Below are 12,936 nucleotides of genomic sequence, written 5' to 3'. Positions count from 1 at the left end.
CTTCACCTCTTTTCTTTATTTAAGCGCTTTAGTAATCGTGTTGATATTGTGGCGGAACATTCCTTCGTATGTGCCTTCTTTGGTGCCCTTTTCACCCATGGCATCCGAATAAAGCTGACCGCCGATTGTGACGGTATGACCTTTTTCTTTAGCGCCTTCCACCACTGCATTGATTGATTTTTCAGATACGCTGCTTTCTACGAACACTGCTTTGATTTGTTTTTCTGTCAGAAGATCAACCAGCTCCTGAACATCCCTTAATCCGTAATCCGAATCTGTGCTTAGTCCCTGCAGGCCTTTTACCTTAAATCCATATTCATTCCCAAAGTACGCAAACGCATCATGAGCAGTCACAAGCACACGGCTTTTCTCTGGAATGTGTGCGATCTCCTGGCGCGACCACTTATCTAAATATTGCAAATCTTGTTTGTATGCTTTGGCATTTTTCTGAAAGTCATCTGCGTGCTGAGGCATTGCTTTGCTGAATTGTGTTTCAATTTCATCCACTGCATGGATCCATAGCGGAATGCTGAACCAGACGTGGGGATCAAACGTCTTGCCTTCTCCCGCGGAAATAAGCTTGTTTTTCGGAATGGCCTCAGCAACTGCCGCTGCTTGTTTTTGTTCGCCGATTTTTTGGAGGACGTCCTCCATTTTCCCTTCCAAATGCAACCCGCTGTACAGAACAACATCGGCTGACATTAATTTTTTCGTGTCACCTTGCGAAGCTTTGTAAAGGTGCGGATCAACCCCCGGTCCCATTAAAGAGGTGACTTTTACATGCTTACCTCCGATGTTTTCTGCTGCATCGGCAATTTGAGATGTTGTCGCTGTCACTTGTAATTGCTGATCAGCGCTTTTTCCGGCTGAATCCGTTCCGCATCCCGTTAAACCAAAGGCCGCAAAAAGCACTGCCGCTATCAGCCCTCGTTTCATGTTTCTCCTCCTCTTTGCCATTAATGTCCGATTGTTTTATCTTATGATGTCAGTTCTTAGACATGTGACATTTAATTAGACAAAAGCATATTTTATTTACGAAGGACAAAAAGTTTCCCTTGTGCAAAATTATCGTGTTTGGCCATTTTTGTCAAGCTCCATTTACATAAAAAAACCGGCTGGGTCAGCAGCCGGTCCAAACGAGAAGGGATGTATTCAACGAACACTTTTACTGTAACAGCACAGTGTCATTCATTCAAAATAGCAAAATGCTTTTTTCTTAACCATGCTGTGTGAAAACATCCATTTTGGTCACATATTTTCGCATAATGTCCTGGTTCACCTCAACCCCTAAACCAGGCTGTTTTGACACGGAAATAAATCCATTATCAATACGAATATCAGGGGTCACAATATCTTCATCCCAATAGCGTGAGGATGATGAAATATCGCCAGGTATTGTGAATTGAGGCAGTGAAGCAAGCGCCACGTTCTGCGCTCTCGATATACCGGTTTCCAGCATTCCTCCGCACCACACCTGCATATGATGCTCTTTGCATAAATCATGAATTTTTAAAGCTTCTGTTAATCCTCCGACACGCGAAGGCTTTATATTAATAATTTTGCAGCTTCCTAGCTCAATCGCCCGTCTCGCATCATCAACTGAACAAATGCTCTCATCAAGGCAAATGGCCGTTTTCAAATGTTTCTGCAAGTGGCGGTGGTCAACGATGTCGTCAGATTGAAGGGGCTGCTCAATCATCATTAACTGGAATTCGTCAAGCTCCTTTAAGCGGCTGATATCCTTCAGCTCATAGGAGGAATTGGCATCAGCCATGAGCGGGATGTTTGGAAACCGGCTGCGGATGGCCTTGACCAATTCCACATCCTGCCCAGGCTGAATTTTAATTTTTATTCTTTGATAACCTTCTTTTTGATAGCTTTCAATTTCCTTCAGCATATCGTCAAGGGGCGCCAGGCCGACAACCACTCCGGCAGGGACTTTATCTCTTGTTCCGCCCAATGCCTCAGCAAGAGATATGCCCTTCTTTTTGGCATAGATATCCCAGACAGCCGATTCAAGCCCAGCTTTTGCCATCCGGTTTCCTTTATACCGCGCCAGGCTGTCCGGCACTTCTGAAGGGTGATTGAACTCACGGCCGACGACATTTGGAATAAAAAAATCTTTTAGCATATGCAAACACGTTCCAATGGTTTCCTCGGTGTACCAAGGAGAAGAGAAAGCAGAAACTTCTCCCCAGCCTGTAACACCGGATGTATCAATGGCTTCCACGATCAGAAATTTACGCTCTTGAAGCGTTTCGATACTGTTTTTAAACGGTTTCTTTAAATTCATGCTCAAATGGTAGAGCGTAATTTTTTCTATTTCGATCATAGCAGTTCTCCTTTACGCGCATCCTTCAGCCGATTTCGCAAGAGCTTATTAGACGCATTGCGCGGCAGGCGGTCAAGCACAAAGAATTTTGCCGGAATTTTATACTTCGCCAAGCGTTCTTTGCAGTATGCCTTCAATTCTTCTGCGCTCACAGACTTGTGAAGGACAAGATAGGCGTGAGGCACTTTCCCCCATTTTTTGTCCTCAGCCCCTGAAACTCCGGCTTCGGCCACAGCGGGGTGTGAAAGCAGCACTGACTCCACTTCAGCCGGATAAATGTTTTCTCCGCCAGAAATGATCAGATCTGAACGTCTGTCTAATACATATAAAAAGCCTTCATTGTCCAAATACCCAAGATCACCTGTTTTCAGCCAGCCATTTTGAAAGGAGGCTTCGTTTGCGCTCTCTCGGTTAAAATAGCTTTTCATGACATTCGGGCCTTTGACCATAATTTCACCGTGTTCGAACGGTTCACATGCCTGTCCGTCCCGCTCTATTTTGATTTCACATGAAAACAGCGGTTTCCCCGCAGATCCGAGCTTTTCCATACTAAATTCCGGCGACAGGGTAACAATTTGTGAGCATGTTTCTGTCATTCCATATGACTGAAAGACAGGGAATCCTTTCTCACGGCATTCCTCAAGCAATGGCAGCGGTGCAGGACCGCCGCCGAGAAGAATGCATCTGATGGATTCAGGGCAGCGGCTTGTTTCTTCCAAAAGACTGGCCAGCATAGTCTGCACCGCAGATATCATTGTCACTTCATGCCTGTTGATAGAATCCAGCACATCGCTCACGGAAAAACGCTGGTGAAGCACGACAGTCATTCCATAGATCACAGATTTAAATAATGCGGACAAGCCGCTGATGTGAAAGAGCGGCAATGCGATAAGCCAGCGGTCTTGTTCTGTTATACCCAAATTAAGCGCGGACGACACCGCACTGAAATAATGGTTTCCGAACGTTTGCTGAACTCCCTTGGGCTTTCCTGTCGTACCTGACGTATACATCAGCGTTGCCGTTGCATCCATTTGCATATAAGCCTGGATCTCCATTTCCCCCGCGGCTTCTTTCATCAATTCATCTACATCAATCGTTTGAACGATATGTTCATACTCTTTTCTGTCAAAGCTTGAATCTGTCAGTAAAAAGCCGGAGCTGGAATCCTCCAGCTGAAACAGCCTTTCATGTGTTGACAGCTTCGTATTCAAAAGCACCGCTTTAACACCAAGCAAAAAACAAGCGTGAACAGCGTATACCATTTCAGCACGGTTTTGGAGCAAAATAGCCGCAGTGTCCCCTTTCCGAACCGAATGAGCGGCAAGCTGTTCCGCCATTCGTTTAGACGCGGCAAACAATTCTGCAAATGTCACGGTTTGGTCTTCATAGATGAGAGCGATTCTCTCAGGTGTCAGCTGTGCCCGCTGCATGAGCCAGTTGGGCTGTTCTGTCAGCATGTCATCATCTCCGAGGTAAAATGTCTGTATTGAAAAGAAAACAGCTTGGACCGCAAAGTCTCAAGCTGTTGGTTTACTAAGTATTGCTGATCACGGGAAACGAGGGAACTGTCCGAAATCAGGTTTGCGTTTTTCCTTAAAGGAATCACGGCCTTCTTTTGCTTCATCTGTTGTGTAGTAAAGAAGGGTAGCATCCCCTGCAAACTGCTGAATTCCAGCAAGTCCGTCTGTGTCCGCGTTAAACGCAGCTTTAAGAAAGCGTAGTGCGGTCGGGCTTTTTTCAAGCATTTCTTCACACCATTTAATCGTTTCTTCTTCAAGCTGTTCCAAAGGAACTACTGTGTTGACAAGACCCATGTCCAATGCTTCCTGTGCGTTGTACTGACGGCATAGGTACCAGATTTCACGTGCTTTTTTATGTCCTACAATACGAGCCAGGTAGCCAGAACCGTAACCCGCATCGAAGCTTCCCACTTTAGGTCCTGTTTGTCCGAAAATTGCGTTGTCTGCAGCAATTGTCAAGTCACATACGATGTGAAGCACATGGCCTCCGCCGATCGCATATCCGGACACCATCGCGACAACCGGTTTCGGAATGACACGGATTAAACGCTGAAGATCCAATACGTTAAGACGCGGGATCTGGTCGTCTCCTACATATCCACCGTGACCGCGCACTTTTTGGTCTCCGCCAGAACAAAATGCTTTGTCCCCTGCACCGGCAAGCACGATAACCCCAACGTTTTGGTCGTCTCTTGCGTCAGCAAACGCATCAATCATTTCAGCAACCGTCTTAGGGGTAAACGCATTATGTACCTCAGGTCGGTTGATTGTTATTTTTGCAATGCCATTATACGTTTCATACAATATCTCATCGTATGTCCGTTTTGTTTTCCATTCAGCCATATGATGACCTCCTTTTATTCTCTATGTGAATGAGTCAGATGCTTGTCAAAAACTCACTCACTATTTTACCAAACAATCGCGGCTGTTCCACATGGACCGTATGTCCTGCTTTTGGAACAATCTCTATTCTACTAGAAGGAAGCATCTTATGCACCTCTTGATTGATGGCGCAAAATTTTTCGTCCCACTCTCCGCAGATCAGGAGCACAGGAACGCCTATTTCTTTTACACGGCTCCACACGGAAGGCTGTGAACCGGTGCCCATGCCGGTTAAGCTGTTCGCAAGCCCAATCTTATTGTTCCGCAGACGGCCCGATCGTATCCTGTGCCGAATATCTTCAGCCAGCCGCTGCTGGGATGAAAACAAAGGAATGTTCTCCCAATAGTCAACAAACGCTTTGATCCCGTCACGCAAAATAAGATCAGCAAGCTTCCGGTCCCGCATGATCCGCTCCCGCCGTTCCCCAAGCGTTTTGAGCCCCGGCGTTGTGCTTTCAAGCACAAGTGCCGATACCCGCTCTGGATATGTCATCGCAAAAGAGTAAGCAAGCCTTCCTCCCATAGAATACCCAATCAATTTCACTTTGTGAAGTTTTAATTGATCAAAAATCTCGGCAAGGTCAGAAACCTGCCGACTAGTGCTGTATCTTCTCCCATTCAGTGGGGCATCGGTTTCACCATGCCCTAAACAATCAATTTTGATCACGCGGGAATCAGGCAGCATCTCATCAAGAAAAGTCCATGATTGTTTGCTGCCTGTAAACCCGTGCAGACAGACGACGGCTTCGGAAGCATCCGGCCCGACGTCTGTCACAGCATATCGGACACCATCTGACACCGTTATGTTTACAGATCCCATTGTTTTTTCACTTCCCGCACAGCCTCGTTCAGCATATCGCGATGAAGCTGGACTCTCGATTGGCGATCCGTTTTGATTTCGATCAAATGGAGTCCGGGCTTGTCTGCCTGCGGCGCGTAAGCTGTTTTGAATTCATCCCAAGAAGCCGGGCATGAATACGTTCCGCCGTAAAGTGCAGCCGCATGCTTGAAATCGAGCCCAGTCGGTGTGCCGAACAAATCTTCAAAATGTGTCTTCTCAGAAGCCTGCGGCAAAAAGGAGAAGATCCCTCCGCCGTCATTATTGACAAGAATCACAGTAAGAGGAATGCCCAGTTTTTTGGCCGCGAGCAGGCCGTTTAAATCATGATAAAAAGATAAATCTCCAATCACAAGGGTAACAGGCGCTTTTGTTCCTTCACATACCCCCATCGCAGAGGAGACGACACCGTCTATCCCGTTTGCGCCCCGGTTTGAATAAATCCGGAAAGGGCGTTCCTGCTTTTCAAAAAACGTATCAACATCCCTGATCGGCATGCTGTTGCCGACAAACAGCGAGCTGTTTTCAGGCACAAGATGCTGAAGGATTCGATAGAGATTGCCTTCAAACGAAACATCTTCACTGCTGATTGTTTGCAGATGCGCACGGAACCGCTCATTGACATACTGCCACTTCTCAAGCCACTCTGATGATCTGGTGGTAGCAGCAAGGCCTGCCATGATCTCCTCAGCAAAAACAGACGCATTGCAATGAATCATATGCGCGCTTGCCTGTGTCGGGTCTCTCCACCCTCCATCCTCGTCAATCACGATTTGCTGAATCGCCGGATCATCTTTAAGCCATAAGAAAACCGGTTTTGAAACAGGCATCGGCCCAAACCGGATGACAACATCAGGACGAAGTTTCAGCTTCAGCTCATCATCTTTTAAAAATGAATCATACGCATCAATGACAGTGCTTTTATCATGAACACCATTCCGCAGATTAGACAGCGGATCCGCTAAAATCGGATACTGAAGCGCTTTTGACAGCGCAATAATGTTTTCCTTATCCGCTTCACTATGGAGCTCTCCGCAGACGATCATTCCTTTTTCAGCCTCTGCGAGCATTTCAGCCACATCAGACAGGGATTCGCGGTTAATTGACTGCATACCCGTTTTTACAGACACATGACGGCCTGTCCTCATTCTTCCAAACGGCTCATCCGAAAGATCCGGCATCAGCGGTTCGCGCAGCGGCACATTCACATGGACAGGCCCCATTGGTCGTTTTTGTGCTTCTCCAGCAGCGCGGCTTGCCAGCGTTCGGATGTATCTCAGCATTTGCGGAGACTCTTCAGGAAGAGCAGAGTCTGTGAAAAACTTAACAAAGTTACCGAATAAGAAGTGCTGATTAATAGCCTGCGGTGCGCCTACTTCGCGCAGCTCATGAGGCCGATCAGCAGTTAACACAATAATAGGCACCCTTGAATAATGGGCTTCAACCACAGCCGGATAAAAGTTGGCCGCGGCTGTTCCCGATGTACAGATCAATAGTACGGGACGCTGCTTCGCTTTTGCCAATCCTAATGCAAAAAACCCGGCCGATCTTTCATCAATTTGGACATGGACGCTAATATCGGGGTGCGCGGCAGCAAGAATAGCCAGCGGTGTGGATCTTGAGCCCGGACAAACGACGGCGTCTGTAATTCCGGAAAGGGCGAATTCATCAATAAAACTTCCGATGTAATGAGTAATCGGGTTGACAGTCAACGCCTCTCACCTCCTAATGCAGAGATCATCGGCTTCAATTTAATCTGCGTTTCTTCATATTCCGAGATTGGTTCCGAGTCTTCCACAATACCGCACCCGGCAAACAGCCTTGCTGTACTGCCTTCGATCAGTCCGGAACGAATAGCTACTGCGAATTCTCCATTATCCTGGCTGTCAATCCAGCCGATAGGGGCTGCATACCAGCCGCGAGTCATCGGCTCAATCTCTCTGATCACTTCAACAGCCTTTTCCTTAGGTGCTCCCCCAAGCGCCGGAGTGGGATGCAGCTTCTCAATTAAGTCAAAAATCGAAGCAGAGTCACGCAGCTGTCCGACAATCGGCGTAAATAGGTGCTGAACGCTTTTTGTTTTGTACAATACAGGCCCATCAGACTTTTCAACCTCCGAACAGGCTGATTCAAAAGCGTTATGAATCATGCTTACGACAATATCATGCTCAAGCAGGTTTTTCTCATCGTTTAATAGTTCAAGCCCGATCCGGCGGTCTTCTTCTTCATTCACGCCTCGTTTAATGGAGCCTGCCAGACAAGTAGACATGACAGTGCTGCCGTCCCTTTTGATCAGTCTTTCTGGAGATGCGCCGACAAAGGTTTTGCCTTCCTTTTCAATTGCAAAAACATAACTTGTCTGCTGATCGTTCAGAAGCGCTTTAAGCACCGGTTCAATTTGAATTGGACCGTCAAACGTGAGCAGCAGCTCTCGGGCAAGAACCACCTTATCATATTGTTTCTCCTTAATTTGGCTTGTTGCCGTTTCGATTGCTTTCAGCCAATCATCTTTATCCAGCTCTTGAACTTCTGCAATCACAGCTTGATCTTCTTGCTTGAAACCGGGAATCATAAATTCCGCTGCAAAAGCTTGTAAGCCTTCCAAAACAGCCTCTGCATCTTCTTCTCCTTTTACCCATCTGTTGACTGTTAAGAACGGGCCTTCAGCAGTCATCGTCAGCATAAGCGCAGGCACAAAGAAATCCCCTTCCGAGAAATGGTCCCATTGTGAACCTCTTTCTTCGCAAGGGTCAAAAGAAAATCCTCCGAATAACACAGGTCCCACTGCAGAATGCTGCAGCTTTTCTTCTTCATAAATATGAAAAGCCGTCTTTTTAAAGCGCTCCCATTGTTCAAAAACCTCACGATACCGCTCGCTGTTTTTTTGATTTGTCTGGAAAACCGCTTCTTTGCCAAGACCGACTATTGTCAATTCACTTTCAGGATCTGACCAAAAAAATCGATTGCCTGTATATTTTTTTGCTCTGTAATTGAAAAATGATAGAGGGTCAAGAGACTCGATTTGTCTCGAATAGCTTATTAAGACAGCATGGTTGACTTCTTTGGCTTTATGTAATGCATGTAGAACTTCCTTTCGGAACGTACGCTGCACCGTTGTCACCATGAGACATTCCTCCATAATCCTTAAAATGCTTTTAATACCATACACCTGTGTCTTCTTTGTGTCAAACACAGATCATGCAGTCCAAATGGCCTGCCTTACCTATTATAAACCTAATTTCAGAAATGAAAAAGAAACAAAGCTTAAATTTCTTTCTCCACTGGTAGCAAAGCTTGTATCCGCTTACCATAAAAGGAAAACTTCCTATATTCCTCCATCCGGCATTTATGAAAGTTCTCGGGCGATCTGTTCATACTAAAGGTATGCATCACAGAGAAACGAGGCGATCACATTGCTTACAAAAGACCAGCTGCAGCATTTAAAAAATGAACTGGAACAAACGAAAAAAGATATCTTAAACCGTTTTAAAGACAATGACCATTTTCAGCTCAATTCAGCCTTTCCTTATGATTCAATGGGTGAGCTTTCAGCTTATGATAACCACCCCGGCGATCATGCAACCGAACTTTACGAGCGTGAGAAAGACATCGCTCTCGATTTACATGAGCGAGAACACCTTCGGGACATTGAGCATTCATTGAAGGCAATAGAAAACGGTACGTACGGTATTTGTGAGGTCAGCGGAAAGGAAATCCCTTACGAACGTCTTGAAGCGCTTCCGACTGCCACGACGCTCGCAGAGTATTCATCACAGGATGTTGTTTCCAAAGACCGTCCGATCGAAGAAGAAACACCATTCGGGCAATTTGAATTTGACGATGATGAAGAAATCAGAGCGCCATATGACAGTGAGGATTCCTATCAGGATGTCGAAAAATATGGTAACTCGCAAACGCCGCAGGATATGGAAAACCCTCCGCTCAGCTATGATGATATGACGATGAATGCCGAAGAGAATATCGGCAATACGGAGTCTTACGAAAATTTCATTGCTACTGATATCACCGGCAAAGAAATTACCGTTTATCAAAGCAGAGCCCATGAGCGTTATGAGGAAGAACTTGACGAAGAGGGAATCATGACAACATTCGGCGATCTCCACGCTGATTGAACCCCCGATTATCGGGGGTTCTTTTCCGTTTTCAGCATATCGGAAATCAACCTCAAATAATCCTTTTGCAGGCCGATGTCATACCGCTCGCCCTCTAGCAATTTCCCGTAAACATTGCATGCCCCGAGTGAAGCTTTAATCGCATCCGTTACCTGCACTTCTTCTCCGTTATCAGCTTCTAATTCGTCCAGCTTATCAAAGATATCCGGTGTGAAAATATAACGTCCTGCTGCAGCAAAATGAGATGGCGGTTGTTTAGGCTTTTCCACAATATCCTGGATGCGATAAATCCCTTTTTCAACAGGCTCCCCCTTTATCACCCCGTAATGATGTAAATCCTCCGTCTTTGTTTCTTTTAAGCCGATCACACTGGACTGATATTTCGTATACGCTTCAATCAGCTGTCCCAAAGCCGGCTGATTGGCGGAAAAAATCAGATCATCGGGCAAAACGACGGCAAAAGGCTCTCCGCCTGCAAATGGCCTTCCGTAAGAAATGGCATCACCCAGACCCTTTGCATAAGGCTGGCGCACATAGTGAATTCGTATATCCGGAATGGGATGCTCACTGAGTAAATGCAGTTTATCCCGGGAGGCCAGAAAAGCTTCGAGTGCCAAAGAGGAATCAAAATAGTCGACAATCAGGTTTTTATGGCTCGATACAACCATCAAAATGTCCTCAATGCCTGACTCCTTTAGTTCTTCAACAATATAATGAATCACAGGCTTAGACCCTACCGGAAACATTTCTTTCGGAATCACCTTCGTCACCGGCAGATTTCTCGTGCCGAATCCGCCGGCAGGAATGATCGCTTTTTTTATCATGGTATTTTCCCCTCAGCTTATGTTTATTACATGATATTCCAAGAGCGCATCCCGATGTTTGTCCATCTGAAATTAGGCGGACGCAACTGGGCAGAAAGCGGAATCACGAACCAGCCCTTTTTTAATAGGATATTGATATATGACCAGTAATCTTGAAAAGGAGCTCAGGTGATGAAAATTTGTGTGGTTGGCGCCGGGTATGTCGGTTTAACCCTATCAGCGGCACTGGCATCCATCGGACATGACATGATATGCACAGACAAAGACGTCAAAAAAATCGAGCAGCTGAAAAAAGGAGTCATTCCCTTTTATGAGCCTGGGCTTTCAGATGCAATACTTCGTTGCGGCAATCTCTCGTTTTCTTCTGAAGTGAAATCGAGCATGGAGGAATGTCCCGTTATTTTTATCGCAGTCGGAACTCCGCCGCGTTCGGACGGATCAGCTGATACGAAAGCCCTGCAGTCCGTCATCGGTGATTTAAGCGAGGCAATCCGATCGTATAAAACCATCATTACGAAAAGCACTGTTCCGCCCGGGACAAATGAAAACATAGCAAAACAGCTGATTGCCTCCGGAGTGTCTAAAAACCTCTTTAATATCGTATCCAATCCGGAGTTTCTGCGGGAAGGCAATGCCTTATATGACATGCTGCATCCTGACAAAACAGTCATCGGTGTTCAGGAGGAAGATCACGTATCGGCAGCAATCGTCAAATCCATTTACAAACACATTGATACCCCTTTTATCGTTACAAGCTTAGCAGGAGCAGAGCTGATCAAATATGCCAATAATTTCTTTTTAGCGGCCAAAATCTCGTTCATTAACGAAATGGCCCGCTTATGTGAAGCCTATCAATCAGATATCTCGGATATTTCCCGCGCTATCGGACTAGATCCGAGAATCGGGAGGCACTTTTTGCAGGCCGGCATCGGATACGGAGGCTCTTGTTTTCCAAAGGATCTGCAGGCGCTGCAATTTGCTGCCAAGGAAAAAAACACGGAGACCTTCCTGCTTCAAGCCGTGCAGCACATTAATGACACCCAGCTCGGCCTGTATATCAAAAAAATACAGTCATTCTTCGATACACTTCAAGGCAAGAAAGCAGCTGTACTCGGCATTTCCTTCAAACCTCATACCGATGACACCAGAAATTCTCAGGCCGTCAGACTAATCGAAAGGCTGGCAGAGCTGGGATGTGATGTTCATGCATATGATCCTGAAGCTGTCCTTCCAGAACATTTGCGGCAACATGTAACTCAGCATTCTCAAGCTTTTGATGCGATCGAAGAGAGTGACTTTTTATTTTTGGCGACAGAATGGCCCGAGTTTTTAGCGTTTGATTGGAAAAAGGCTGCAGATATCATGAAAGGGCGTCTTGTGATTGACGGGCGCAACGTACTAAAAAAAGAACTGATCGAGGCTTGCGGCCTGATCTGTACGGGAGTTGGCCGTCCATGAAAATACTCGTCACAGGAGCAGCGGGCTTTATCGGCTCCCACCTCTGCGAAGAATTACTGAAGGATATGAGACATCACGTTATCGGAATCGATGACTTTATCGGTCCTACTCCATTTTCCTTAAAATTAAAAAACCTTAAAATCCTGCTGCAAGAAAAACGATTTACGTTTATAAAGGAAAATTTGCTGACTGCGGATCTTTCTCCCTTACTGGAAGGAGTGGACGTCATCTTTCATTTGGCGGCCATTCCGGGTGTCCGCTCAAGCTGGGGTAATCATTTCCACCCTTATGCCGCACATAATATCCAAGCGCTCCAAAGACTCCTTGAGGCATGCCGGGAACATCCTATTCAAACGTTCGTCTTTGCATCCACCTCTTCCGTCTATGGCGAAAAACAAGGAAAAGTCAGCGAGAACACATCGCTTTCCCCTTTATCTCCGTACGGGGTAACAAAGCTTACTGGTGAAAAGCTTTGCCATGTGTATCAACAAAGCTTTGACATTCCAATTGTGGTTCTCCGTTTTTTTACCGTTTACGGGCCAAGACAGCGGCCGGATATGGCTTTTCACCGGCTCATCAAGCAGCACCTTCAGCAAAAACCGCTCACGATCTTCGGTGACGGGCAGCAGTCAAGAGATTTTACTTACATCGGTGACTGTGTTAAAGGCATCACCGCTGTTCTTGGGAAACCCCACCTTATTGGTGAAACGGTAAATATCGGCGGTGCTGAACGTGCCTCAGTCTTAAAGGTTGTCTCCCTCATTGAAGATATTTCCGGTAAAAAAGCAACACTGCACTTTTCGGAGAAAATAGCAGGGGAACCGAGCAACACCTGGGCGGATATTTCAAAAGCAAAGCAGCTCTTGCATTATGATCCTGCCACATCCTTAAAGGATGGCTTGACTAACGAAATTGCCTATTTATCGTCGCTGTATCAGGGGGAATGAAA

11 protein-coding genes are annotated in these 12,936 nt (G+C 46.1%); 3 read left to right on the top strand and 8 right to left on the bottom strand.

The genetic code is table 11. The annotated features are described in order from the left end of the window. Positions 1-15 precede the first annotated feature (15 nt). From mntA to BLL41_RS04595, 7 genes are all read right to left on the bottom strand, one after another. Positions 16-936, bottom strand: a complete 921-nt coding sequence (gene mntA / locus BLL41_RS04625; protein WP_071576947.1) for a manganese ABC transporter substrate-binding protein/adhesin MntA — start codon at positions 934-936, stop codon at positions 16-18. A gap of 280 nt (positions 937-1,216) precedes the next feature. Continuing rightward, positions 1,217-2,332, bottom strand: coding sequence for an o-succinylbenzoate synthase (menC, locus tag BLL41_RS04620; protein ID WP_071576946.1), 1,116 nt, complete (start codon positions 2,330-2,332; stop codon positions 1,217-1,219). Beyond that, the gene (locus tag BLL41_RS04615) at positions 2,329-3,789 is read right to left on the bottom strand and encodes an o-succinylbenzoate--CoA ligase (RefSeq protein ID WP_071576945.1); all 1,461 of its coding nucleotides are present in this window, start codon (positions 3,787-3,789) and stop codon (positions 2,329-2,331) included. Before BLL41_RS04615 ends, menC begins: the two co-directional genes overlap by 4 nt. Before the next feature lie 90 nt (positions 3,790-3,879). After that, positions 3,880-4,695: a 1,4-dihydroxy-2-naphthoyl-CoA synthase gene (gene menB, locus BLL41_RS04610; RefSeq protein WP_003229054.1), complete on the bottom strand. Its 816-nt coding sequence runs from the start codon at positions 4,693-4,695 to the stop codon at positions 3,880-3,882. A 34-nt stretch (positions 4,696-4,729) separates the two neighbouring features. Next, positions 4,730-5,554 carry a 2-succinyl-6-hydroxy-2,4-cyclohexadiene-1-carboxylate synthase gene (menH, locus tag BLL41_RS04605; protein WP_071576944.1) on the bottom strand — a complete coding sequence of 275 codons (825 nt, stop codon included), beginning with the start codon at positions 5,552-5,554 and terminating at the stop codon, positions 4,730-4,732. Beyond that, a complete protein-coding gene (gene menD, locus BLL41_RS04600) occupies positions 5,542-7,284 on the bottom strand; it encodes a 2-succinyl-5-enolpyruvyl-6-hydroxy-3-cyclohexene-1-carboxylic-acid synthase (protein WP_071576943.1) in 1,743 nt (580 codons plus the stop codon). The genes menH and menD overlap by 13 nt, the downstream gene beginning before the upstream one ends. Next, complete coding sequence (locus tag BLL41_RS04595; protein ID WP_071576942.1) at positions 7,281-8,696, bottom strand: isochorismate synthase; 1,416 nt, start codon at positions 8,694-8,696, stop codon at positions 7,281-7,283. Before BLL41_RS04595 ends, menD begins: the two co-directional genes overlap by 4 nt. Before the next feature lie 289 nt (positions 8,697-8,985). Between BLL41_RS04595 and BLL41_RS04590 the strand changes: the two genes are divergently transcribed. Beyond that, the gene (locus BLL41_RS04590; RefSeq protein ID WP_069840191.1) at positions 8,986-9,705 is read left to right on the top strand and encodes a yteA family sporulation protein; all 720 of its coding nucleotides are present in this window, start codon (positions 8,986-8,988) and stop codon (positions 9,703-9,705) included. An 8-nt stretch (positions 9,706-9,713) separates the two neighbouring features. Here BLL41_RS04590 and BLL41_RS04585 read toward each other — a convergent pair whose 3' ends face one another. Continuing rightward, positions 9,714-10,529, bottom strand: coding sequence for a UTP--glucose-1-phosphate uridylyltransferase (locus BLL41_RS04585; RefSeq protein WP_071576941.1), 816 nt, complete (start codon positions 10,527-10,529; stop codon positions 9,714-9,716). 171 nt (positions 10,530-10,700) lie between these two features. On the opposite strand from BLL41_RS04585, the gene BLL41_RS04580 reads away from it, so the two are divergent. Together BLL41_RS04580 and BLL41_RS04575 are read left to right on the top strand one after the other, a co-directional pair. Further along, positions 10,701-11,987, top strand: a complete 1,287-nt coding sequence (locus BLL41_RS04580; RefSeq protein WP_071576940.1) for a UDP-glucose dehydrogenase family protein — start codon at positions 10,701-10,703, stop codon at positions 11,985-11,987. Beyond that, positions 11,984-12,934 carry an NAD-dependent epimerase/dehydratase family protein gene (locus tag BLL41_RS04575; protein WP_071576939.1) on the top strand — a complete coding sequence of 317 codons (951 nt, stop codon included), beginning with the start codon at positions 11,984-11,986 and terminating at the stop codon, positions 12,932-12,934. Before BLL41_RS04580 ends, BLL41_RS04575 begins: the two co-directional genes overlap by 4 nt. Positions 12,935-12,936 lie beyond the last annotated feature (2 nt).

This window comes from Bacillus sp. FMQ74 (assembly GCF_001875785.1).
In the GTDB taxonomy this organism is placed as follows: domain Bacteria; phylum Bacillota; class Bacilli; order Bacillales; family Bacillaceae; genus Bacillus; species Bacillus stercoris.
This window is presented reverse-complemented; position numbering and strand designations above follow the sequence as displayed.

What these genes read in the sequence shown, in the direction of transcription:
- mntA (WP_071576947.1), bottom strand. Translation starts at nt 936, where the DNA reads ATGAAACGAGGGCTGATAGCGGCAGTGCTTTTTGCGGCCTTTGGTTTA.
- menC (WP_071576946.1), bottom strand. Translation starts at nt 2,332, where the DNA reads ATGATCGAAATAGAAAAAATTACGCTCTACCATTTGAGCATGAATTTA.
- BLL41_RS04615 (WP_071576945.1), bottom strand. Translation starts at nt 3,789, where the DNA reads ATGCTGACAGAACAGCCCAACTGGCTCATGCAGCGGGCACAGCTGACA.
- menB (WP_003229054.1), bottom strand. Translation starts at nt 4,695, where the DNA reads ATGGCTGAATGGAAAACAAAACGGACATACGATGAGATATTGTATGAA.
- menH (WP_071576944.1), bottom strand. Translation starts at nt 5,554, where the DNA reads ATGGGATCTGTAAACATAACGGTGTCAGATGGTGTCCGATATGCTGTG.
- BLL41_RS04595 (WP_071576942.1), bottom strand. Translation starts at nt 8,696, where the DNA reads ATGGTGACAACGGTGCAGCGTACGTTCCGAAAGGAAGTTCTACATGCA.
- BLL41_RS04585 (WP_071576941.1), bottom strand. Translation starts at nt 10,529, where the DNA reads ATGATAAAAAAAGCGATCATTCCTGCCGGCGGATTCGGCACGAGAAAT.
- BLL41_RS04580 (WP_071576940.1), top strand. Translation starts at nt 10,701, where the DNA reads ATGAAAATTTGTGTGGTTGGCGCCGGGTATGTCGGTTTAACCCTATCA.
- BLL41_RS04575 (WP_071576939.1), top strand. Translation starts at nt 11,984, where the DNA reads ATGAAAATACTCGTCACAGGAGCAGCGGGCTTTATCGGCTCCCACCTC.